The organism is Chenggangzhangella methanolivorans (assembly GCF_019797865.1).
In the GTDB taxonomy this organism is placed as follows: domain Bacteria; phylum Pseudomonadota; class Alphaproteobacteria; order Rhizobiales; family Methylopilaceae; genus Methylopila; species Methylopila methanolivorans.
The window spans coordinates 3,889,522-3,913,006 of the sequence record NZ_CP081869.1; the positions used below are offsets into that span (position 1 = coordinate 3,889,522).

Here is a 23,485-nt window from a genome sequence, read left to right on the forward strand (position 1 = left end):
CGAGAGCGTCGAGGCGTGTTCCGCCTTGGTCTCTAGCATTGCGCTCACCTCAGCATGTAGCGCTGCGCGAGCGGCAGCTCGGTCGCCGGCTCGCAGGTGGCGAGCTCGCCGTCGACGAAGACGTCGAAGGTCTGCGGGTCGACGCGGATGTTCGGCAAAGCGTCGTTGTGCAGCATGTCGGACTTTTTCAGCCCCCGCGTGCCGCGCGCCGGCAGCAGCAGCTTGGAGATCCCGAGCTCCTCACGCAGGCCCCGCTCGATCGCGAGCGGATGCACGAAGCAGGCGGAGAGCGCCGGCGCCGCCTTGCCGAAGGCGCCCCATTGCGGGCGCAGCAGCAGCGGCTCGCAAGTCATCAGCGAGGCGGCGCTGTCGCCCATGGTTCCCCAGGCGATGAAGCCGCTTTTGATGACGAGCTCCGGCTTGATGCCGAAGAAGGCCGGCCGCCAGATGATGATGTCGGCCATCTTGCCGTCTTCGAGCGAGCCGATGTGGTCCGCGATGCCGAAGGTCTTTGCCGCGTTGATGGTGTATTTCGCGATGTAGCGCTTGATGCGCTCGTTGTCGCCGAAGCCGGGCTTCTCCTCCGGCAGCAGCCCGCGTTGGTCCTTCATCTTGGAAGCGAGCTGCCAGGTCCGGCAGATCACCTCGTGGATGCGGCCCATGCCTTGGCTGTCGGAGCCAAGCATCGAGATTGCGCCGATGTCGTGGAGGATGTCCTCGGCCGCGATGGTCTGCGCGCGGATGCGGCTCTCCGCGAAGGCCACGTCCTCCGGGATCGCCGGATTGAGGTGGTGGCAGGTCATCGTCATGTCGAGATGTTCGTCGAACGTGTTGACCGTGTAGGGGTTGGTCGGGTTCGTCGAAGAGGGCAGGCAATGCGCGACGCCCGCCACCGTGATGATGTCGGGCGCGTGGCCGCCGCCCGCGCCTTCGGTGTGGTACATATGGATCGTCCGGCCCGCGATCGCGGCCAACGTGTCCTCCATGAAGCCGCTTTCGTTCAGCGTATCGGTGTGCAGCTGCACCTGATAGTCGAGCTCGTCCGCCGAGCGGAGGCACGCGTCGATGGTCGCGGGCATCGCGCCCCAGTCCTCGTGGATCTTTAGGCCGAGACACCCGGTCTCGAGCTGCTCCTTGAGGCAGCCCGGAATGTGGCTGTTGCCGCGGCCCAGGAACCCGAAGTTCATCGGCCAGGCTTCCGAGGCCTGCAGCATCTTGCCTGTGTTGAACGGCCCGCCGGAATCGATGCCGACCGTGATCGGCCCAAGCGAGCCGCCGAGCATGGTGGTGAGGCCGGACGCGAGCGCGTGCTCGACGAGGCCTGCGCTATCAAAGTGCACATGCACGTCGATGCCGCCTGCGGTCGCGATCAGGCCTTCGCAGTCGCGCACAGTGGTGCCGGCGCCGACGATGAGGCGCGGATCGACCTTGTCCATGACGGCGGGATTCCCCGCTTTGCCGACGCCCACGATCTTGCCGTCCTTGATGCCGAGATCGCCTTTGACGATCCCGAGCACCGCGTCGATCACGGTGACGTTGCAGAGCAGGAAGTCGAGCGCGCCCTCGGCGTTGGTGATGCCGGCGGCGAGGCCCAGGCCGTCGCGCAGCGTCTTGCCGCCGCCATGGAGGCATTCGTCTCCATAGGCCGCGTAATCCTTCTCCACCACGGCGACGAGCGATGTGTCGCCGAGCCTCAGGCCGTCCCCGACGGTCGGGCCGTACATGGCGGCGTAGTCCTTGCGGACGATCTTGACCATGGTTTTCGTCCTCAAGCCCCGCGGAAGCCGGCGGTTCGCGCCTTTTCGAGCGCTTCGCGCTTCACGTCCTCGCTCGTGGTGTCGCCGCCGAGCCCGTTCAGGCCGCCCACGAACCGGTTTCCGCCGAAGGTCGTCAGGGTGACCTCCTTGGTCTGACCGGGCTCGAAGCGCACCGCCGTGCCGGCAGGAATGTCGAGCCGCATGCCGAAGGCCGCCGCGCGGTCGAACTCCATGGCGCGGTTCACCTCGAAGAAGTGGAAGTGCGAGCCGATCTGGATCGGGCGGTCGCCGGAATTGGTCGCCGAGAGGGTGACGCGGGGGCGTCCCTCGTTGAGCTCGATCTCGCCGTCGAGCGCGAGCGTCTCGCCGGGCTGGACGGGATCAGCCGCCGAGCCTTCGGCGGGGCGGATCGGCTCGTGGACGGTGACGAGCTTGGTGCCGTCCGGAAACACGCATTCGACCTGAAGGATGTGCAGCATCGCGGGGACGCCCGGCATCACGTCGGCGCTCGTCAGAACGGTCGCGCCGAAGCCGATGAGGTCGGCCACCGTGCGGCCGTCGCGGGCGCCTTCCAGGATCTCGTCGGTGATGATCGCGACGGCCTCGGGGTAGTTCATCTTCAGCCCGCGGGCGCGCCGTTTCCGGGCGAGTTCGGCCGCGGTGAAGATGGTGAGGCGTTCGAGTTCGGTCGGGGTCAGCAGCATCTTTGGGTCTCGACCTTGTCAGTTCGAGAAGAGGCGGAGGTCGCCGCGGGCGTGACGCGCCGCGGCGATGTCGAGAAGGGGCGCGAAGCTTTCTATTTCGTCCGGCGGTTCGCTCCCGGCGAGTTCGGCGATCACCGGCAGCAGGCGGCGCACCGCGGTCTGCGCCGCGACCGCGCCGACGAGTCCGAGCCGGACCGCGGCGGTCGTGAAGCCCGAGACCGCCATGTAGCCCGACGCCCGCACCGCGCCATCGCGATCGAGCCCCGCGCCGCGCCAGACCAGCCCTTGCGTGACCGCGAGATGCCCGGGCGTGTCGCCCTTGCGCACCCGCGCCTGGAACGCCGCCGCGCCCGGCGTCTCGATCCGCACATGGGCGGCGAGCAGGCTCGCGCCGTTGCGGCGGGAGCCTGAGCGGAAAGGTTCGGAGAGCGTCGCGGCCTCGACCTCGTGGTCGATCTCGCAGACGGCGTCGAGGTTTTCGGCGTCGTCGAAGCTTTTCAGCAGCGCCACGCGATCGGCCGTCGCCCCAGCGGCGGCGGAGCGCGCCCTCGATCACGGCTTCGAGCCGGCCAGCGTCCATGCCGCCTTCGAGCGCCGCGAGGCCCTCGAGTCCGTTCGAGAAGGCGAACGCCCCGCTCGGGAACGCCGTGTCGGCCTGCCAGATCGCGAGCAGTTCGCCGATCACGCCGCGGCCTGCTCGGTCACCAGCGCGCTGCGGATGCGGCGGCCCCCAAAGATGTTGTCGAGCCGGGCGTAATAGGCGTCGGCCGGGCCTTCGAGCGCGACGAGCAGACACTCACCCTCGAAGCGCACGCGCCAGTGCAGGTTGCCCGCGTGGTAACCGAGCTCGACGGCTTCCGCGATCGAACTCGGCTGAAGGCGCAGCCATCGCTCGACCTCGGCCCGCACCACGATGGCGCGGGTGTCGTCAATGAACAGCACCGCGCCGTCGAACAGTTTTTGGTCGCGCGGCAGCGCGATGGCGAGGTCCTCGCCCTTCGGGGTCGTCACGCGCAGGCGGCGCCGATCCATGTCCGCGCGCGCGATGAACACCTCGTCCACGGCCTGGGCGTGCTCGAGATGGTGCAAGCGATGGTGAAGCTCATGGTCGGCGCGGTCGCCGACGACGCTGTCGATGTGCAGCATTGGCGTATTCCGGAACTGGCGCGGCGGCGGATACTACGCCGCCGCCGCGCGAAAGAAAGTTCAGCGATGGGCGGTCGCGGGGGTCGGCAGGCCCTCGATCGGGCACTCATCCGTGCCGACCGTCGGGCGCGTCATCGCCTCGACCATCTCGCGCGTTCCCTCCGGGTCCGCGATCCAGCGCTTGTAGAAGTCGTAGGGGCACTCGGCCGCGCCCTTGTCGCCGTCGCCGGAGTTGATCATGCCCGTATAGCCGCGGTGGACGAGCTTGAAGAGGTGGTTGTTCGACTGGCTGCTCTTGCGGAAGTCGCGGATGAGCGACACCGAGAGCTGGGCGTAGTTGACCCCGTTCCTCCGTGCCGCATTCGCCGAGCGTGCGGCCGTCGAAGCCGACGATCGAGGAATGGCCGAAGTAGCTGTAGACGCCGTCGAAGCCGGTCGCGTTCGCCACCGCCACATAGGTGTTGTTGGCCCAGGCCATGGCTTTCGCCATCACCACCTGCTGCTCCCTTGGCCGGATACATGTAGCCCTGGCAGCGCACGATGAGCTCTGCGCCACGCATCGCGCAGTCGCGCCAGATCTCCGGATAGTTGCCGTCGTCGCAGATGATCAGGCTGATCTTGAGGCCCTTCGGCCCTTCCGACACGTAGGTGCAGTCGCCCGGATACCAGCCCTCGATCGGCACCCAGGGCATGATCTTGCGGTACTTCTGAACGATCTCGCCCTTGTCGTTCATGAGAATGAGCGTGTTGTACGGCGCCTTGTTCGGGTGCTCCTCATGGCGCTCGCCGGTGAGCGAGAATACGCCCCAGCACTTCGCCTTGCGGCAGGCGTCGGCGAAGATCTCGGTCTCCTCGCCCGGGATCGCCGAGGCCGTGTCGTACATCTCCTTGGAGTCGTACATGATCCCGTGGGTCGAATATTCGGGGAAGATCACGAGATCCATTCCGGGGAGGCCCGCCTTCATGCCCACCACCATGTCGGCGATCGCCTTGGCGTTCTGCAGCACTTCTGCCTTGGTGTGCAGCCGGGGCATCTTGTAGTTCACGACCGCCACGCCGACGGTGTCCTTGCTCGATCCGATATCGCCGTGAAGCATGTCCGGTGTCTCCTCAGTCGCCGGGCGTGCGGAGCCCCGGCCACGACGCGCCTGCGCCGCGGGCGATCGCCGCCAGCAGATGTGATGTCCAATTGCGCAAAGTCCTCGCACAGACGTCGCGCGATCGACAGGGCGCAGATCAACGTCTCCGCAAGCGATGTGAAGTCGCTCGAGGCCGAAAAACAAAAAAGCCCGTCAGTTCCTCAAGTGAGGATCTGGCGGGCTACATAGCCTGTACCGGGCCGACAGCTCTGTGGACCGGAAAAACCGCCTCACCGCAGCGTCGCGGTCAGTCGATGCGTCCAGCTAAGCACCATTGGATTTGAAGTTCAAGAGCTCGTTGGCGTTGATGATCGCCGAAGCGAGCTCCTCCATCGGCACGCGCTTGGCCATCGCCTGCTTGCGGATCGACTGGAACGCCTCGTCCTCGGTGATGCCCTGGCTCTCCATCAGGATCGTCTTGGCCTTCTGGATCTGCTGGATGCCGGTGAGCTTGCGTTCAAGCTTGCGCAGCCGCTTGCCTTGTTCGCGACGCTCGAACCAGAGCGAGCGCGCGAGCGCGATCTGGGTCAGCAGGCCGAACGGTTTTATGGGCCGCTCAACGACAGCGAGCGCGCCGCTTTCAAGCACGAGCGCGAGCGTCGCCGGGTTCTCGTAGCCGACGATGGCGATAAGCGTGGGTGAGGCGTCGCTGCGGGTTTTCAGCAGGCGCTGAAGCGCGTCGCGGTCCTCCTGCTCGATCGCGAGCAGCACCACGTCGGCGGCGGCCGGGAAGCTGTCAGGGATCGGCCACACGGTCTCGACGAAGCAGCCGATGCGCTTCAGGTGTTCGACGAGCTCGCGCCCCTCCGTGTCGTTCGGATGGATCGCGTGAACCCGAAGACCCCGGATGTCGCGAAGGATCTGGATCGCCATGACCCGGGCCGCCTTCAGCGCCCGCCCGAGGCCGGGGCCTCGACGAAATCGGCCGACCAGTCGTCGATGCGCTGGTCGACGCAATAGGGGTCGGGCTTCACCCGCACGCCCGGGTTCCAGACGATCTGGAACTCGCCGTTCGCGTCGACCCGCGCGACCCGCGGCCAGAGATAGGCGTGGTGGTTGTCGGGATCGATCCGGACGCGTCCCTGCGGCGCGTCGAACTCGACCTCCTTGATCTCCTCAAGCACGCGGCGGGGATCGTCCGTGCCGGCGCGCGCCAGCGCCGCCGCCGCGATGTGGGTCTGGAGGTAAGCGGCCTCCGCGGCCGAGGGGATCGGGGCCGCCTGTCCGTACTTGGCGCGATAGGCGGCCGTGAACCTTCTGGCTGCAGGCGTCTGGAGCGTCGAGAAGAAGGTCGCGGCCGAGATGTGCCCCTCGGCGACGCCGGCGCCCATGTTGGCGACGTCGACCTCGGATGTGGTGAGGCTCGCGATCGGCATGTTCTGGGAAGAGAGGCCGGCCTCCGCATAGGCCTCGTAAAAACTCGCCGTCGAGCGGCCGACGATGGTCGAGAAGATGAAGTCCGGCTCGTGTTTCCGGATGCGCTTGATCAGCCGGCCGATCTCCGGGCTCGAGGCGTCGGCCTCGAGCGGGAGATAGATCTCGTCCACCACCTTGCCGCGCGACTGGACGACGAAGTCGCTCATCACGCGGTTGGTTTCGTAAGGATAGATGTAGTTCGAACCGACGATCAGCACGCGCTGGCCGTGTCGCGCCAGCATGTATTTGGCGAGCTGGAACGCGTTCTGGTTCACGACTGCGCCGGTGTAGATCACCTCACGCGAAAACTCGAAGCCTTCATAGAAGGTCGGATAGAACAACAGGCCTCGCTGGCCGTCGATGACCGGCAGCACGGCCTTGCGGCAGCTCGACATGTAGCAGCCGAGCAGCAGCTTCACGCCGTCCTGCCCGATGAGGCGCTCGGCCTCCTGCCGGAAGCGCTTCGGATCCGAGGCGCCGTCGCGCACGAGTGGCTCGACCGCGCGGCCGAGCACGCCGCCGGCCGCGTTGATCTCCTCGATCGCGAGCAGCGTGGCGTTGAGCTGCGCGGTCTCGATGTCGGCCGTGACCCCGGTCTTCGAAAACAGAACGCCGATACGCCAAGGCCCGCCCGACACGTCTTAAACTCCACGAAAACGTTCAATCGCCCGGCATCATTGGACCGCGCGCGCCCTTGCGAACAAGGACAAATCGTCAGGAGACGAGCTCGACCGCGCGTCGACCGAGGCGACGCCCGGCGTCTTCAGCACCGCGAAGGCCCCGAGGCAGGTAGAGGCCGGGCCGAACTCCGGCAGCTCGATCCGGTTGAGTTCGACGAGCTTGGTGAGCGCGCCCGGCGCCTGCGGCAGCTCGCCATGGGCCAGCATCGGCACCGAGCAGCGCGGCGTCGCCCGATGAAGGACAGCACGGCGTTTGGCCCGATCTTCAGCTCAATGCCAGCCCAGCCGTTCTCGGCGAAAGGTTCGAGGCCCGGAATGTCGATGACGATGTTGGCCCGGTAGCGCTCGACCAGGATGCTGTCGTCGCCGATCGCGTCGCGCACATGGTCGAGGCTCGAGCGCAGGATGACGTGGTAGGGCGCGTAATCGAAGAAGCCGCCGTCGGGGGAGGCCTGCGCCAGAACGAGATGCGTCGAGCCGGCCTCGCCGCCTTCGCCGCGCTCCAGCACCTCCTCGGGGATGGCGCGGTCGAGCGAGTCGGTCGGCGCCGCCTGCGTCGACATTCTGACCGCCCGGCCGAGGAAGGCGCTCAGCTTCTCGTCGATCCCGGCCTCGGCGACGCCGATGGTCTCGCCGTCCGGAAACCGGATCGTGTCCCCCCTTCGGCGACCGACATCAAGCATCTTGCGCCAGAGCTGGGGCCGCTTGGCGCTCGCCACCTTGCCGCTCTCGACGTCGATGATCGCGAACGCCCGGTCGAGCTCGATGCCGACCGAGGTCAACGAGGCCGACCGGACCTGCTCGCCGAGGACCGACTTCACCGGATATCGCCACAGGGCGGAGACGGAACCGACGCTCATTGGATGCTCCAGAAGGAAAATGTGGGGCGGTCAGCCCATATGCCTGACCGCGACCGCCGTGGCGCCGGCGCGGTTCTCGACCCCGAGCTTCACGTAGATCTGCTCGAGATGCTTGTTCACGGTCCGCGGGCTCATGCCGAGGATGTCGGCGATGTCGCGGTTTGATTTTCCGCGCGCGATCCAGAGCAGCACCTCGGATTCGCGCGCCGTGACCCCGAGCTTTTCGCGGAAGACCGCGGCATGGTCGGCGCCGCTCTCCTCAGTGACGCGCAGCAGGATCTCGTCGCGGTCCGCGCGGCCGACGAAGGCGATCGACAGCGCGCCGCCGACGGCTTCGAGCTTCAGAGGGGCGAGGTCCGAGCGTCCGTCCTGCCGGGCCGAGAGCCAGCGCGAGAGCGCGGCGGGGAGCTTTTGGTCGCCGTCCTCTGCCGCCTCGGCGAGCGCGAGCAGGCGGTTGGCCTGCGGGGTCGACCAGACGATGCGGCCGGCGCCGTTCACCGCGAAGAGGTAGCGCCCCGTGGTGTCGAGCGCCGCGCGGGCGCTGCGCGACTTGCGCGCGTTGCCGATGTGGACGCGGATGCGGGCGATGAGCTCGTCGAGCACGATCGGTTTCGTCACATAGTCGACGCCGCCGGCCTCCAGCCCTCGACGATCCGGTCGGTCTCCTTGAGTCCGGTCATGAAGATGATCGGCACGTCGGCGAGTTCGGGCAGGCGTTTCAGGCGCCGGCAGGTCTCGAAGCCGTCGAGGCCGGGCATCACCGCGTCGAGCAGCACGAGGTCGGGCGCGGCGTGGCGCACGGCCGCGATCGCGCTTTCGCCGTCGATCGCGACGAGCACGAGCATGTCGGCGCTTTCGAGCGCCGCGGTCAGCATCGCGAGCGTTTCGGGGCTGTCGTCCACCACCAGGACGACGCTGCGGCCGCCGCCTTCAGACATCGCCGCGCTCCCGCGTCGTCTCAGGCTCGAGCATCTTCATATAGCCGCGCAGATCGAAGGCGCGGATCTTTTCGCGCGCGGCGGTGACGAAGGGGCCGGCGCCGAGATCTGCGGTTTCGAGCTCGATAAGCTTGGCCTCTATGCCCGCGATGTAGCCCATTTCGCCGAGCCGGGTCAGCTCCTCGACATGGCGGGCGGAGGGCCGCGGCGGCGGCGCGTCGAGGACGGGGAGAGGGGCTAAGGAAGGGGCCTCGGTCTCGGTCACGAAGGTCAGTCGCAGCAGGCGCTCCACATGGCCGAGCAGCGCCTGCAGGTCGATCGGCTTCGGCATCGCGGCGTCGTGGTCCGGCGCGCGCCCCTCCTGTCCCGATGATTCGCCAATGTTCGCCGACATCATGATGATGCGGATGTCGGGCGCGGCCTCGCGAAGCTCGCGGGCGATCTCCCAGCCGGATTTTCCCGGCATCGAGACGTCGAGCAGCACGAGGTCCGGCATGCGGTGCGACGTGATGTGCAGCGCCGCCGCGCCGTCGTTCGCGGAGAGCATCGTGAAGCCGATCGGCTCCAGCGTCTCGCGCATGAGATTGCGCTGGTCGCCGTCGTCGTCGACCACGAGCACGAGCCGCCGCCGCCCGAGATAGCCGACGACGCGCTCGGTCGCGACGACCGGCGGGCGGGCGTTCGCGGCGTGCGGCAGCATCAGCTTGACCTTGAAGGCGCTGCCGCGCCCGGCCTCCGTTTCGAGCGAGATTTCGCCGCCCATCACCTCGACCAGCAGCTTGGTGATGGTGAGGCCGAGCCCCATGCCGGGCTGGAGGTTGGCGAGCGCCGCGCCGCCGCGTTCGAAGGGCTCGAAGATGCGGTCGCGGTCCTCCGGCCGGACGCCGTGACCGGTGTCGAGAATCTCGAAAGTCGCCACCTGGCTGCGATAGGTCACGCGCAGCGTCACCTTGCCGGCGTCGGTGAACTTCACGGCGTTCGACAGCAGGTTGATCAACACCTGCCGCAGCCGCTTGCCGTCGCCGCGCACCACCGGCGGCAGCGCGCCGTCGCCCTCGAAGGCGAAATCGACGCCCTTGGCCGTGGCCTGAAGACGGAACATGTCGGCGAGCTGGGCGAGAAATTCGCGAGTCCAGATGTCCTCGCGCGAGAGCTTCAGCCGGCCCGCCTCCACCTTCGCGATGTCCAGCAGCCCGTCGAGCAGGCCCGCAAGGTGCTCGGCGCTGCGGCGGATGACGCGCACGCCCGTCTGGGCTTTCGGAGACAGGCCGGATTCCGCGTCAAGCAGTTGCGCGTAGCCGAGCACGGCGTTGAGCGGCGTGCGGAGCTCGTGGTTGATGCCGACCACATAGCGGCTTTTAGCGAGATTGGCGGCCTCGGCCACTTCCTTGGCGCGCTGGAGCGCGGCGTCGGTCTTCTTGTGCGCCTCGATCTCGCGCATCAGCGCGGAGGTCTGGCGCGAGGATTCCTCCTGCGCGATCTCGCGGCTTTCATGCGCGAGAACGAACAACCAGGCTGCGACGCCCGCGATGATGGCGAGGATCAGGAACACCGCCCAGAGCGTGCCTGCGACGGCCGCGGCCTCCTCGGGTGCCGTCTTGGCCGCGATGAAGTGCACGAGCAGCAGGACGAGGCTCAGGATCCCGAGTAGGGTCGCGAACACGCCCGAGAAATGCGCGGTGCGGGTGTTCAGCCGCGCGATCCAGCGTTGCGGCATCAGCGCTGTGATGACGTCGACGACCTGGGCCTGGTAGCGCGCATGCGGCTTGCAGCCGTCGCGGCAGCGCGCGTCGATCGAGCAGCAGAGCGAGCAGATCGCGCCCGAATAGACCGGGCAGTGCGCCATGTCCTCGGGCTCGAAGGCGTTCTCGCAGACCTTGCAGGTGAGAGACGGGCGCAGTCGCCATTCGGCGCGGGGCTTGCGCGCGAGATAATATTTCCCCCCGGTCGCGATCGCGATCAGCGGCGCCGCGACCATGGCGACGAGCAGCGCCACGAAGGGCGCGAGCGCCTGAGGGTAGGGGCCGAAGGCGCCGGCGTAGGAGACCATGGCGACCGCGGTCGCCACCACCATGGCCCCGACGCCCACGGGGTTGATGTCGTAGAGATGGGCGCGCTTGAACTCGATGCGCTTGGGGCTCAAGCCCAGCGGCTTGTTGATGGTGAGGTCCGCCACCAGCGCGCCGAGCCAGGCGACCGCCACGATCGAATAGAGCCCGAGCGTGTGCTCAAGCGTCTTGTAGATGCCGGCCTCCATGAGAAGGACGGCGATGCCGACGTTGAAGAACAGCCACACGATCCGGCCGGGATGGGCGTGGGTGAGCCGCGAGAAGAAGTTCGACCAGGCGATCGAGCCCGCATAGGCGTTGGTGACGTTGATCTTGAGCTGTGACACCACCACGAAAGCTGCCGTCAACCCGAGCGCGACCGCCGGCCACGAGGTCACGTAGCCGAAGGCGATGAGGTACATCTGGGTCGGCTCGCCGGCGTGGCTTGCGGGCACGCCGTGGCGGAGCGCGAGGATGGCGAGGAACGATCCGATCAGCATCTTGACCGCGCCGGGGATGATCCAGCCTGGCCCCGCCGCGAGCAGCGCCGACCACCAGGCGGCGCGGCCGCTCACCTTGCGCTCGGGCATGAAGCGCAGGATGTCGACCTGCTCGCCGATCTGCGCGACGAGCGCGAACACGACCGCGCCCGCGGCGCCCGCGCCGAGCAGGTTCAGCGTTCCGCCATGCGGGTTCGCTCCTTCGTAGCCGATCCATTGCGCGAAGCTCGCATCGCCCTTGGCGGCGATGAAGATCAGCGGGGTGAGGTGCAGGATGATCCAGAGCGGCTGGGTCCAGACCTGGAACCGGCTGATCCAGGCGATGCCATGGGTGACGATCGGGATCACCACCACGGCCGACACGATGTAGCCGATCGCGAGCGGCAGCCCGAAGCAGAGCTCGAGCGCGAGCGCCATGATGGCGGCCTCGATCGCGAAGAAGATGAAGGTGAAGGAGGCGTAGATCAGCGACGTGATGGTCGAGCCGATATAGCCGAAGCCGGCGCCGCGGGTCAGCAGGTCGATGTCGAGCCCGTCGCGGGCCGCGTAATAGGCGATCGGGAGGCCAGTGAGGAAAATGAGCGCCGAGACCACGACGATCGCCGCAAGCGCGTTCTCGAAGCCGTAGCTCAGCGTGATTGCGCCGCCGATCGCCTCGAGCGCGAGAAACGACACCGCGCCGAGCGCCGTGTTGCCGACCCGGACCGCCGACCAGCGCCGCGCCTTGGCGGTGAAGCGCAGCGCATAGTCCTCGAGCGTCTCGTTCGCGACGAACTGATTGTAGCGACGGCGAACGGGGACGATGCGGAGCCGATCAGTCAAGATCTGCGCTCCTGAACGCAAAATCGCCACGCCCTGCCTTAACGCAGTGCAAAAAACCGCCTCCCAGACAATCTCGCCTTTGTGGAGCAAGACTCTTGCCGCGCCGGAGGTTGAGCCGCGATCTCCCATTCGCGCCAATGGTTTCGCGCGCGAGACGCGACCCTAAGCAGGGCGTCCGGCGGTCCATATACGTCAACCAACGTATATGCTGCGACGCAAAAATCGCGCGAGCCTGACGATCGATAGCCAGTCGCGGGGACTGGCCGACGGAGGGTTTGATGGCGGAACATGACGAGGCTGGCCATTCGCGGCTGCGCCGACAGATTCTCATGGGCATGGCGGCCGCGCCGCTGGCCGGCCTGCTGCCGAAGACCGCCTTCGCCCAGGCGCCCGCCACCTCGGCGGTGAACACGACCGGGCTCGCGGTCACCGACACCGAGGTGACGGTCGGCATCCTGCATTCGGCGACCGGCACGATGGCGATCTCGGAGACGGGCTCGATCCAGGCCGAGAAGCTCGCGATCGAGCAGATCAACGCCATGGGCGGCGTGCTCGGCCGCAAGATCAAGTTCATCCAGGAAGACGGCGCGTCCGACTGGCCGACCTTCGCCGAGAAGGCCAAGAAGCTGCTCGTGCAGGACAAGGTCGCGGCCATCATGGGCTGCTGGACCTCGGCCTCGCGCAAGGCGGTGCTGCCGGTCATCGAGCAGTACAACGGCATGCTCTACTACCCGACCTTCTACGAAGGCCTCGAGCAGTCGAAGAACGTCATCTACACCGGCCAGGAAGCCACCCAGCAGATCCTCGAGTCGCTGAACTGGGTCGTGAAGGAGAAGGGCGCCAAGACCTTCTACTTCATCGGTTCGGACTACATCTGGCCGCGCACGTCGAACAAGATCGCGCGCAAGCACATCGAAAACTTCATGAAGGGAACGAAGGTCGTCGGCGAGGAGTACTTCCCGCTCGGCCACACCCAGTTCAACTCCGTGATCAACAAGCTGAAGCTGACCAAGCCCGACGTGATCTTCACGGACGTGGTCGGCGGCTCGAACGTGGCGTTCTACAAGCAGCTCAAGGCCGCCGGCATCAATCTCGACAAGCAGATCCTGATGACGATCTCGGTCACCGAGGACGAGATCGACGGCATCGGCGGCGAGAACATCGCGGGCGCCTACTCCTGCATGAAGTACTTCCAGTCGCTCGACAATCCGAACAACAAGGAATTCGTCGCGGCGTTCAAGAAGATGTGGGGCGAGAAGACCGTCATCGGCGACGTGACCCAGGCCGCCTATCTCGGCCCCTGGCTCTGGAAAATGACCGTCGAGAAGGCGGGCTCCTTCGACGTCGACAAGATCGCCGCCGCCTCCGACGGCATCGAGTTCACCAAGGCGCCGGAAGGCTACGTCAAGATTCACGCGAACCATCACCTCTGGTCGAAGACCCGCGTGGGCCTCGCCCAGAAGGACGGCCAGTTCAAGGTGGTCTACGAGAGCCCGGACCTCATCGAGCCGAACCCCTTCCCCAAGGGCTACCAGTGATGTGACCGCCGGGGCCGGACGCCGAGAAGCGTTCCGGCCCCGCGAGCTTTCTGCCGGGATCGTCTTCCGGGCATGGCGCAGCGATCGGCGCCTCGTTTGCAAGACGATCCTGAATCGGCCTTGGCCGTCCGGGACGACGGCGTTTTCGCGGGGACACGCACATGTTCGGAGAATATTCGCTCGGCGATCTCGGATCGATCTTCGCGATGCAGGGCTTCGCGGGATTGATCCTTTTCTCCGTCTATCTGCTGATGGCGCTCGGCCTCGCGATCATCTTCGGCCAGATGGGCGTGATCAACATGGCCCATGGCGAGTTCATGATCCTCGGCGCCTACGTCACCTGGCTGACGTCGGTGTTCTTCACCGAGCACCTGCCCTCGCTGTTTCCCATCTACTTCTTCGTGGCGATGGCCTTGGCGTTCTGCGCGTCAGGAGCCTTGGGGATGCTGGTCGAATGGGCGCTGATCAAGCGCCTCTACAAGCGCCCGCTCGACACGCTGCTCGCGACCTGGGGCCTCAGCCTCATTCTTCAGCAGGTCTACCGCTCGGTCTTCGGCCCGCGCGAAGTGGGCGTCACGCTGCCCGACTGGATGATGGGCTCCCTGCCCGTCACCGACGTGGTCGAGGTCCAGATCAACGGCCTGTTCGTGATGGGTCTGACGCTGCTGATCACCGTCGCGGTGTTCTTCATGATCTTCCGCTCGCGCTTCGGCCAGCAGATCCGGGCCGTGGTGCTCAACCGCCAGATGGCGGGCGCGGTCGGCATCGACACCGAAAAGGTCGATCGCCTCACCTTCGGCCTCGGCTGCGGCATCGCCGGCGTCGCGGGCTCGGCCTTCACGATGATCGGCTCCACCGGCCCGACCGCCGGCCAGCTCTACATCGTCGACACCTTCCTGATCGTCGTCTTCGGCGGCGCCGCGAGCCTCTTCGGCACCATCGCCTCGGCCTTCTCGATCTCGCAGACCCAGTCGACGCTGGAGTTCTTCCTCTCCGGCTCGATGGCCAAGGTCATCACCCTGCTCACCGTCGTCGGCATCCTGATGCTGCGGCCGCAGGGCCTGTTCACCCTCAAGGTCCGTCGCTGAGGAGCCGCGCAGATGAAAACCGCTCCCTCCTACATGGACCGCAAGGATCTTCTGGCGCTCGCCGTCGTCGCGGCCCTGCTGCTGGTCGTCTTCCCGCTGGCGCTTGACGGCTTCCGCCTCAATCTCGTCGGCAAGTATCTCACCTACGCCTTCGTCGCCGTCGGCCTCGTGATGTGCTGGGGCTATGGCGGCATTCTCTCGCTCGGCCAGGGCCTGTTCTTCGGCCTCGGCGGCTACGGCATGGCGATGTACCTCAAGCTCGAGGCGTCGTCGGTCGAGAACACCAAGATCCAGTCGACGCCCGGCATCCCGGACTTCATGGACTGGAACCAGCTCACCTCGCTGCCCTGGTTCTGGGAGCCGTTCCACTACTTCATCCCGACGCTCTTCCTGATCGTCCTCGTGCCGGTCGCCTTCGCGCTGCTGATTGGCTCGGCGATGTTTAAGCGCCGCGTCTCTGGCGTCTATTTCGCGATCATCACCCAGGCGCTCGCGGCCATCGCCACGATTCTGATCATCGGCCAGCAGGGCTACACCGGCGGCGTCAACGGCATCACCGACCTGCGCACGCTGATGGGCTGGGACATCCGCACCGACAGCGCGAAGTTCGTCCTCTACTTCGTCAACGCCGTGCTGCTGATCGGCGTCGTTTGCTGCGCGATGTTCGTGCGGGATTCCAAGCTCGGCCGCATCCTGGTCGCGATGCGCGAAAAGGAGGACCGTGTCCGCTTCTCCGGCTATTCGGTCGCGAACTTCCAGATCTTCGTGTTCTGCCTCGGCGCCGCCTTCGCGGCGATCGGCGGCGCGATGTTCACCTTGCAGGTCGGCTTCATGTCGCCGTCGCTCGTCGGCATCGTGCCCTCGATCGAGATGGTGATCTTTTGCGCGGTCGGCGGTCGGCTCTCCATCTTCGGCGCGATCTACGGGACGCTTCTGGTCAACTACGCCAAGACCAGCTTGTCGGAGAGCTTCCCTGAGCTCTGGCTGCTTGGCCTCGGCGGCCTGTTCATCGCGGTCGTCCTGTTCTTCCCGAACGGCCTCGCGGGCATCTGGCGCGACTACGTCCAGCCCTCGATCGACCGGGTGTTCAAGCTGCGGTCGAAGGACCCGACCGATCCCGGTCATGACGTCGCCAAGGCCGCGGCCGCGGCCGCCGAGTGAGGAGCTGACCCATGACCCCGATCGGCACGCCCGCAAAAGAATTCCTGCTCTCGGTCGAAGGCCTCACCGTCTCGTTCGACGGCTTCAAGGCGGTCAACGACCTTTCGTTCTACGTCGACGAGAACGAGATTCGCGTGATCATCGGCCCGAACGGGGCCGGCAAGACCACGGTGCTCGACCTCATCTGCGGCAAGACCAAGTCGACCGCCGGCTCCATCCGCTTCCGCGAGAAGGAGCTCACCAAGATGAGCGAGAGCCAGATCGTGCTCGCGGGCGTCGGCCGCAAGTTCCAGACGCCCTCAATCTATGACGACCTGACGATCTTCGAGAACCTCGAGATCTCCTACCCGAAGGGCCGCTCTGTCTGGGGGGCGCTCACCTTCAAGCGCGACCAGGCGGTGCGTGACCGGGTCGAGGAGGTGGCCGAGCTCATCTTCCTCAAGGACCGGCTGCACGACAACGCCGCCTTCCTCTCCCACGGCCAGAAGCAGTGGCTCGAGATCGGCATGCTGCTGATCCAGGACCCCGAGCTCCTGATGCTCGACGAGCCGGTCGCCGGCATGAGCGTCTCCGAGCGCATCAAGACGGCGGAACTGCTCAACACCATCATCAAGAACCGCTCGGTGCTCGTCATCGAGCACGACATGAAGTTCGTCGAGGACATCGCCCACAAGGTGACGGTTCCATCAGGGCAAGATCCTCTCGGAGGGCTCGATGGAGAAGGTGCAGTCCGACCCGAAGGTCATCGAAGTCTATCTCGGGCACTGAGGAGCGGACGATGCTGGACGTCGAAAACCTGCACGTCGCCTACGGCCAGAGCGAAGTCCTTCACGGGATGAGCTTCGGCGTCGCGACCAACGAGATCGTGGCCATCATGGGCCGCAACGGCATGGGCAAGACCACGCTCATGAAGACCATGGGCATCCTGCCCACCACCGCAGGCGCGATCCGTCTCGGCGGAGAGGAGATCAGCGCGCTGAAGAGCCACCAGCGCGTCAAGAAGGGCGTCGCCTACGTGCCGCAGGGCCGCATGGTGTTCTCCACCATGACGGTGAAGGAGAACATCGAGACCGGACTTTCGGCCTCGGGCGACCGCACCGTGCCCTCCGACATCTACGAGCTCTTCCCCGTCCTGCTCGAGATGAAGGGCCGGCGCGCCGGCAACTCTCGGGCGGCCAGCAGCAGCAGCTCGCGATCGCCCGGGCGCTCGCGACCAAGCCCAAGGTGCTGCTGCTCGACGAGCCGACCGAAGGCATCCAGCCCTCGATCATCCGCGAGATGGCGCGCACGCTGCGCCGCATCCGTGACGAGCGCGGACTTTCCATTATCGTGTCCGAACAGGTGCTCAGCTTCGCGCTCGACGTCGCCGACCGCATCCTCGTCGTCGAGAACGCGAGAGATCGTCCATGACGAGCCGCGGGCGGCCGTCGATGAAGCAAAGGTCTCTAGGTACTTGTCCGTCTAAGTCTCTGTCCGTCTGAGCACCTGTCCGTCAAACGGAGGGCTAAGAATGACCGACTACGAAACCTTCGAACTCGGCGACATCGTCCTGTCCGGCGACGCGACGCTTCGCGCAGCCAAGCTCGCCTACAAGACCTACGGGACGCTGAACGCCGCCAAAGACAACGTCATCGTCTATCCCACCTGGTATTCGGCGAACCACGCCGACAACGAGTGGATGATCGGCGAGGGCATGGGGCTCGACCCCACGAAGTACTTCATCATCATCCCCAACATGCTCGGCAACAGCGTCTCGTCCTCGCCGAGCAACACGCCCGAGCCCTACGACCGCGCGCGCTTCCCGCGGATCACCGTCTACGACCAGGTCGTGCTGCAGCACCGGCTGGTGACCGAGAAGTTCGGGATCGAGAAAATCAAGCTCGTCTGCGGCTGGTCGATGGGCGCCGCGCAGTCGTTCCAGTGGGGCGCAAGCTTCCCCGACATGGTCGAGCGCATCCTGCCCTTCATGGGCGCGGCCAAATGCTCGCGGCACAATTTCGTCTTCCTCGAAGGGGTCAAGGCGGCGCTGACCGCGGACGCGGCTTTCAAGGAAGGCTTTTACGACGAGCCGCCCCGCAAGGGTCTTCGCGCCGCGGCCCGCGTCTACGCCGGCTGGGGCTTCTCGCAGACCTTCTACCGCAAGTTCCTAGACCTCCAGATCCCGGAGCGCCCGTTCGGCGGCCGCGCGCCGGACGTGCCGTGGAACTACTCCTCGCTCGAGGATTTCCTCGTCTATTTCTGGGAAGGCTTCTTCCTGCCGAAGGACGCCAACGACCTCCTGTCGCTGATCTGGACCTGGCAGAACGCCGACATCTCGGGCGACCCGAAATACGGCGGCGACTTCAAGAAGGCGCTCGCCGGCATCAAGGCCAAGGCGATCGTCATGCCCGGCTCCACCGACCTCTATTTCCCGCCGGAAGACAGCGAGATCGAGGTCGCGCACATGCCCAATGCGGAGCTGCGCGTCTGCGTCAGCGACTGGGGCCATTTCGCAGGCGATCCGCGCGGCACCAGCCCCGACATCGCCTTCGTGGACGCGGCGATCAAGGACCTGCTCGCCAGCTGATTTCTCAAACGGGAGGACGAAAAACGTGACTGAGACGCTGATCAAGGTCGACCTGTCGCAGTCGGCCTACGACAACGACATGGTGCACAACCGCTGGCACCCCGACATTCCGATCGTGGCCTGGACCAAGCCCGGCGACGACTTCATCATCGAGACCTATGACTGGACCGGCGGGTTCATCAAGAACAACGACGATCCGTCCGACGTCCGCGACATCGACCTCACCATCGTGCACTTCCTGTCGGGCCCGATCGGCGTCGAGGGCGCGGAGCCCGGCGACCTGCTGGTGGTCGACATCCTCGACATCGGCGCCAAGGCCGAGAGCAACTGGGGCTTCAACGGCTTCTTCTCGAAGAACAACGGCGGCGGCTTCCTCACAGAGCACTTCCCCCACGCCCAGAAGTCGATCTGGGACTTCGAGGGCATGTTCACCAAATCCCGCCACATCCCGGGCGTGCGCTTCCCGGGCCTCATCCATCCGGGCCTGATCGGCTGCCTGCCCGATCCCAAGCTGCTCAAGACCTGGAACGACCGCGAGATCCCCTTCGTCGAGAAGCACGCCGACCGCGTGCCGCCGGTGGGCACCGTGCCGTTCGCGCCGACTGCCCATATGGGCCGGCTCAAGGGCGAGGGCCGCGACAAGGCCGCGTCCGAGGCCGCCCGCACCGTCCCGCCGCGCGAGCACGGCGGCAACTGCGACATCAAGGATCTGTCGCGCGGCTCCAAGATCTACTTCCCCGTCTATGTCGACGGCGGGGGTCTCTCGATGGGCGACCTGCACTTCAGCCAAGGCGACGGCGAGATCACCTTCTGCGGCGCGATCGAGATGGCCGGCTGGCTGCATCTCAAGGTCGACGTCATCAAGGACGGCATGTCGAAATACGGGATCAAGAACCCGATCTTCAAGCCGTCGGTCATCACCCCGAAGTATGACGACTACCTGATCTTCGAGGGCATCTCGGTCGACGAGGCCGGCGAGCAGCACTACCTCGACGTCCATGTCGCCTATCGTCAGGCCTGCCTCAACGCGATCGAATACCTGAAGAAGTTCGGCTATTCGGGCGCGCAGGCCTATTCGATCCTCGGCACCGCGCCGGTGCAGGGCCACATCTCGGGCGTCGTCGACATCCCGAACGCCTGCGCGACGCTGTGGCTTCCGACCAAGATCTTCGACTTCGACATCAATCCGAACGCGGCCGGTCCGACCAAGTTTCTGGACGGCTCGATCGACATGCCGATCGCGTACGATCTCTGACACGAGAAGCGTCATCCCGGCCTTGGCGTCAGCCAAGAGCCGGGATCGTCCTCCGAAGAGGGCGCGTTCGACTGAGAATGATCCCGGATCGTCGGCCCCGCCGCCGTCCAGGATGACGGCCTGGCGCCAGCGAGGGTTTGAGCATGCCCGTCTACGATTACGCCTGCGACGACTGTGGAACCTTCACGGCGCTGCGGCCGATGTCGGCCTTCGACCAGCCCTGCGGATGCCCGGACTGCGGAGCGCAAGCGCCGCGCGTGATGCTGGTCGCGCCCGCGCTCGCCACCATGAATTCGGCCCGCCGGATCGCCGCCGCGACCAATGAACGGTCGTCGAACGAGCCGAAAAGCTCGAAGTCGCATGCGCCTGGTTGCGGGTGCTGCTCAAGCCGTGGGCTGAAGCAGCCCTCTTCGGCAGCGAAGAGTTTCCCCAAGGCGCGCCCCTGGATGATCAGCCACTAAAAACCGGGCTCATCCGCCTCATTTCGAGTCTGCAGGCCGCCCGAAAAATGGGCTCGGCGACCATCTTTTGCGCCCATTCAAAAAGCTGTTGCAAAAAGTCCATAGTTCTATTTTGCGTTGCGGTAACAATCTGAGATCTCTTGTAAATTCACGATGAGTCTGGCCAGTTTCAATCGCCTTATCTCATCGGGGAACGCCATCATGAACGCTCTTTTCAAGGCCGCAGGCGCCGCCGTCGTCGCGGCCGCCATCGGCTCCTTCGCGCCGACCGCCGCCTCGGCCGCCGACATGCCGGAAATCATCGACGCCACCACCACGCCGTTCGACATCGCGTTCGGCGTGAAGGGCACCAGCGAGTGGGTGCTGCGCGGCATCTCGCAGACCAAGGGCGAGCCCGCCGTGCAGGGCTACGCCGAGCTTCAGGCCTATGGCCTGCTTTACGCGGGCATCTGGGCCTCGAACGTCAACTTCGGCGGCGCGTCCGATCCCGCGACTGAAATCGATTACTATGGCGGCGTCCGCTACAGCTTCGGCCAGCTCTCGCTCGACGCCGGCTACGTCTGGGTTGACTTCAACGGCGGCGTGAAGGGCGTGCGCCAGCTCGACTACGGCAAGGTCTACGGCATCGCGAAGTTCGCCGTGACCGAGGACTTCGAGATCGGCGGCAACGTCTATTACGGCGGCGACTTCATCAATCTCGGCGCCGAGATCGTCCACGCCACCGCCTTCGCCAAGTACAAGCTTCCCTTCGAGCCGATGCCGGGCGTCGGCAGCTACATCTCGGGCTCGTTCTCGAAGCAGTGGACCAGCAAGAACTTCTCGCCGGACTACCTCTACTGGGACGCCGGTGTGGGCGTGACCTATAAGGCGATGACGCTCGATTTCCGCTATCACGACAGCGACCTGTCGCGTCGTGAGTGCTTCGTCAGCATCGGCCAGTTCAACTCGTGCGGCGACCGCTACGTGGTCAGCCTCTCGTTCGACACCGCGCTCAGCAAGTTGAAGTGACGCCTAGGCCGCCGCGCCCGCTCTGGCGCGGCGGCCGCTTTTCGTCGGCAAGCGAAGTCTCAGGCCTCACGGACGTCGCTCAGACGGCCGCCGCCCTGGCCGGCGGCGCGCAGACGGTGAGCCACCACGTCTCGAGCGCCTCGCGGCTCGGATCGACGTAAGCGGCGAGACCTCCTGAATAGCGCGCCCAAGCTTCTGCGAACTGGGGAGCGACCGCGGTGACGATCGGGACGTCGCGCGCAGCCGCTGCGGCGAAGGCGTCCACGAGGCCGCCGCGCTCAGATTCGAGCTTTCCGAACTTGGCGAGCACAGCCACGTCGCAGCCACGCTCGATGGCGTCGAGCGCGTCCTGGCAGGAGTCCGACACGCCCACGGCGTCGAGCTGGCAGGCGAGCGACCCCGATCCGAGATCCTGTCCGATGATCCGCCGCCGGCCGCTCGTCAGGTCCCGCAGCGCGCGGCCGGAGCAGCCCTGGCCCGGCGCCCCGCTGAACTCCTCGACGCAGCCCGCGACCCGGATCCCTTCGACCGCGCGGGCGCGCGCGAACTCCGCCAGCCTCACCTGAACGACGAAGCCGGCCGCTCCCTGCAGCGCGACGATGCGAACGGCCAAGATCCTGGTTGCCGCGTTGTGTCGGACCGGCGCGCCGGTCGAACGACGATGAGGAACCATAGATCGCATCGGCGGTCGAGATAAGCCGCCCGCGCCCTCAGCCGGGCGGGTGGGGGATCGCGGAGATCAGCTCGCGGGTGTAGTCGGCCTTCGGGGCCTCGAGCACGTCTTGCGACGAGCCCTGCTCGACGATCGCGCCCTGCCGCATGACGATCACCCGGTCGCAGAGCAGGCGCACGACGTGGAGGTCGTGGCTGACGAACAGGTAGCTCATGCCGAGCTTGGCCTTGAGGTCGTCGAGCAGGTTGAGCACCACCGCCTGCACCGAGACGTCGAGCGCGGCCGTCGGCTCGTCGAGGATGACGAGCTCCGGGTCGAGCGCGATGGCGCGGGCGATGCCGACGCGGGCCTTCTGGCCGCCGGACATCTGGTGCGGGAAGCGGTCCAGCAGGTCGAGCGGCAACCCGACCAGGTTCGCCAGCTGCTCGCAGCGCGCGCGGACGGCGCCTGCGCCCTTGAGCGCCCCCATCCGCATCAGCGGATCGGCGATGGCGCGGGACGCGGTGAAGCGCGGGTTGAGGCTGTCGGTCGGATCCTGGAACACCATCTGGATGCGCCTGCGATGGGGCGAGGAGGCGAAGCTCTTCGCCTGGATCGCGCCGATGTCGTCGCCGCCGAGCGTGATGTTTCCCGACGTCGGGTCGAGCAGCCGCATCACCATCATCGAGGTGGTTGACTTGCCGCAGCCGCTTTCGCCGACGAGCCCGAGACTCTCCCCGCGCCGGATCTCGAAAGAGATCCCGTCGACCGCCCGGAACGGCTTTTCGGGTTCTTGCGCGGCTCCCCGGCCAAACATCTGCGCCCCGGACTTCGTCACGCCCTGCCGCGGATACTCCTTCACGAGGTTCTGGACCTTGAGCAGCACCTCGCCCGAAACAGCGGCGGGCGGGTTCGGCGCGGCGGCGACTTCGGCCGGCAGCAGGCCGCGCAGCGTCGAGCCTGGGCGCGGCGTCGCGCACATGAGCTTCTGGGTGTAGTCGTGCTTGGGCGCGGCGAAGACGTCGCGCGCGGCGGCGGTCTCCACCACCTCGCCCTTCTTCATCACCACGACCTTGTCGCAATAGGCGGCCGCCAGGCCGAGGTCGTGGGTAATCAGGATCGTGGACATTCCGCGGGCGCGGGTGAGCTCGGTGACGAGGTCCATCACCGCCTTCTGAGTGGTGACGTCGAGGCCGGTCGTCGGCTCGTCGGCGATCAGCAGCTGCGGCCGGCAGGCGAGCGCGAGCGCGATCACGATGCGCTGGCACATGCCGCCCGAGAGCTCGAACGGATAGGCGTGGTAGCGCTCCTCCGGCCGCGCGATCTTAACCTGTTCCAGCATCTCGATCGCCTTGGCGCGGGCGTCCATGGAGCCCGCCTGCGCATGGCGGCGCAGCACGTCCTCGATCTGTCGGCCGACCTTGCGGATCGGGTTCAAGGCCATCCGCGGGTTCTGGAAGATCATCGAGATCTCCCGGCCGCGGATGTCGGTCATCTGGGCTTCGGTCGCGCCTTTGAGGTCGAGGCCGGAAAAGGCCACCGACCCGCCCGCGATGCGCCCCGCGCGGTCGAGGATGCGCATGACCGCATAGGAGGTCACGGACTTGCCCGAACCGGACTCGCCCACGATGCCGACGGTCTCGCCTTTGGCGACCTCGAGGTCGACGGTCTTCACCGCCTGAACCGTTCCCCGACGGGTCGCGAACTCGACCGTGAGAGCCTTTACATCGAGCAGAGCAGTCATCG

The 23,485-nt window shown here is 66.4% G+C and carries 17 protein-coding genes and 4 pseudogenes; 9 read left to right on the forward strand and 12 right to left on the reverse strand.

Annotated features, from left to right (window positions below; all coding sequences use genetic code 11):
- Nucleotides 1-44: 44 nt before the first annotated feature.
- The 10 genes and pseudogenes from ureC to K6K41_RS20395 form a co-directional block, all read right to left on the reverse strand.
- The gene (gene ureC / locus K6K41_RS20350; protein ID WP_261402015.1) at nucleotides 45-1,757 is read right to left on the reverse strand and encodes an urease subunit alpha; all 1,713 of its coding nucleotides are present in this window, start codon (nucleotides 1,755-1,757) and stop codon (nucleotides 45-47) included.
- 11 nt (nucleotides 1,758-1,768) lie between these two features.
- Nucleotides 1,769-2,461, reverse strand: coding sequence for an urease subunit gamma (locus tag K6K41_RS20355; RefSeq protein WP_261402016.1), 693 nt, complete (start codon nucleotides 2,459-2,461; stop codon nucleotides 1,769-1,771).
- An 18-nt stretch (nucleotides 2,462-2,479) separates the two neighbouring features.
- Entirely contained in the window at nucleotides 2,480-2,971 is a 492-nt protein-coding gene (locus K6K41_RS20360) for an urease accessory protein UreF (protein ID WP_315855063.1), read from the reverse strand.
- Between the two features lie 171 nt (nucleotides 2,972-3,142).
- On the reverse strand, nucleotides 3,143-3,607 hold the full coding sequence (gene ureE, locus K6K41_RS20365; RefSeq protein WP_261402017.1) for an urease accessory protein UreE: 465 nt from the start codon (nucleotides 3,605-3,607) through the stop codon (nucleotides 3,143-3,145).
- 60 nt (nucleotides 3,608-3,667) lie between these two features.
- A pseudogene (locus K6K41_RS20370) lies at nucleotides 3,668-4,704 on the reverse strand (aliphatic amidase).
- Nucleotides 4,705-5,010: 306 nt separating this feature from the next.
- Entirely contained in the window at nucleotides 5,011-5,619 is a 609-nt protein-coding gene (locus K6K41_RS20375) for an ANTAR domain-containing response regulator (protein WP_261402018.1), read from the reverse strand.
- 14 nt (nucleotides 5,620-5,633) lie between these two features.
- Nucleotides 5,634-6,800 carry a transporter substrate-binding domain-containing protein gene (locus K6K41_RS20380; RefSeq protein ID WP_261402019.1) on the reverse strand — a complete coding sequence of 389 codons (1,167 nt, stop codon included), beginning with the start codon at nucleotides 6,798-6,800 and terminating at the stop codon, nucleotides 5,634-5,636.
- Between the two features lie 125 nt (nucleotides 6,801-6,925).
- Entirely contained in the window at nucleotides 6,926-7,702 is a 777-nt protein-coding gene (locus tag K6K41_RS20385; RefSeq protein WP_261402020.1) for an MOSC N-terminal beta barrel domain-containing protein, read from the reverse strand.
- A gap of 30 nt (nucleotides 7,703-7,732) precedes the next feature.
- Nucleotides 7,733-8,640 (reverse strand): annotated as a pseudogene (locus tag K6K41_RS20390) (response regulator transcription factor).
- Nucleotides 8,633-12,010: a hybrid sensor histidine kinase/response regulator gene (locus K6K41_RS20395; protein WP_261402021.1), complete on the reverse strand. Its 3,378-nt coding sequence runs from the start codon at nucleotides 12,008-12,010 to the stop codon at nucleotides 8,633-8,635. Before K6K41_RS20395 ends, K6K41_RS20390 begins: the two are co-directional and overlap by 8 nt.
- A 278-nt stretch (nucleotides 12,011-12,288) precedes the next feature.
- On the opposite strand from K6K41_RS20395, the gene urtA reads away from it, so the two are divergent.
- From urtA to K6K41_RS20440, 9 genes and pseudogenes are all read left to right on the forward strand, one after another.
- The gene (gene urtA / locus K6K41_RS20400) at nucleotides 12,289-13,548 is read left to right on the forward strand and encodes an urea ABC transporter substrate-binding protein (protein WP_261402022.1); all 1,260 of its coding nucleotides are present in this window, start codon (nucleotides 12,289-12,291) and stop codon (nucleotides 13,546-13,548) included.
- A gap of 161 nt (nucleotides 13,549-13,709) precedes the next feature.
- Nucleotides 13,710-14,636: an urea ABC transporter permease subunit UrtB gene (gene urtB / locus K6K41_RS20405; RefSeq protein ID WP_261402023.1), complete on the forward strand. Its 927-nt coding sequence runs from the start codon at nucleotides 13,710-13,712 to the stop codon at nucleotides 14,634-14,636.
- 33 nt (nucleotides 14,637-14,669) lie between these two features.
- Nucleotides 14,670-15,797, forward strand: a complete 1,128-nt coding sequence (gene urtC, locus K6K41_RS20410) for an urea ABC transporter permease subunit UrtC (protein WP_378148903.1) — start codon at nucleotides 14,670-14,672, stop codon at nucleotides 15,795-15,797.
- A gap of 11 nt (nucleotides 15,798-15,808) precedes the next feature.
- Nucleotides 15,809-16,565, forward strand: a pseudogene (urtD, locus tag K6K41_RS20415) (urea ABC transporter ATP-binding protein UrtD).
- 99 nt (nucleotides 16,566-16,664) lie between these two features.
- Nucleotides 16,665-17,207, forward strand: a pseudogene (locus tag K6K41_RS31025) (ATP-binding cassette domain-containing protein); the annotation flags it as partial.
- A 100-nt stretch (nucleotides 17,208-17,307) separates the two neighbouring features.
- Nucleotides 17,308-18,363, forward strand: a complete 1,056-nt coding sequence (locus K6K41_RS20425) for an alpha/beta fold hydrolase (protein WP_261402025.1) — start codon at nucleotides 17,308-17,310, stop codon at nucleotides 18,361-18,363.
- A 25-nt stretch (nucleotides 18,364-18,388) separates the two neighbouring features.
- A complete protein-coding gene (fmdA, locus tag K6K41_RS20430; protein WP_261402026.1) occupies nucleotides 18,389-19,618 on the forward strand; it encodes a formamidase in 1,230 nt (409 codons plus the stop codon).
- A gap of 143 nt (nucleotides 19,619-19,761) precedes the next feature.
- The gene (locus K6K41_RS20435; protein WP_261402027.1) at nucleotides 19,762-20,079 is read left to right on the forward strand and encodes an FmdB family zinc ribbon protein; all 318 of its coding nucleotides are present in this window, start codon (nucleotides 19,762-19,764) and stop codon (nucleotides 20,077-20,079) included.
- Nucleotides 20,080-20,280: 201 nt separating this feature from the next.
- Entirely contained in the window at nucleotides 20,281-21,087 is an 807-nt protein-coding gene (locus K6K41_RS20440) for a TorF family putative porin (RefSeq protein ID WP_261402028.1), read from the forward strand.
- Nucleotides 21,088-21,166: 79 nt separating this feature from the next.
- Here the strand turns inward: K6K41_RS20440 and K6K41_RS20445 are convergent, their stop codons facing one another.
- Together K6K41_RS20445 and K6K41_RS20450 are read right to left on the reverse strand one after the other, a co-directional pair.
- Nucleotides 21,167-21,700 carry a DUF2478 domain-containing protein gene (locus K6K41_RS20445; RefSeq protein WP_261402029.1) on the reverse strand — a complete coding sequence of 178 codons (534 nt, stop codon included), beginning with the start codon at nucleotides 21,698-21,700 and terminating at the stop codon, nucleotides 21,167-21,169.
- 97 nt (nucleotides 21,701-21,797) lie between these two features.
- Nucleotides 21,798-23,483 carry a dipeptide ABC transporter ATP-binding protein gene (locus tag K6K41_RS20450; RefSeq protein WP_261402030.1) on the reverse strand — a complete coding sequence of 562 codons (1,686 nt, stop codon included), beginning with the start codon at nucleotides 23,481-23,483 and terminating at the stop codon, nucleotides 21,798-21,800.
- Nucleotides 23,484-23,485: the final 2 nt, after the last annotated feature.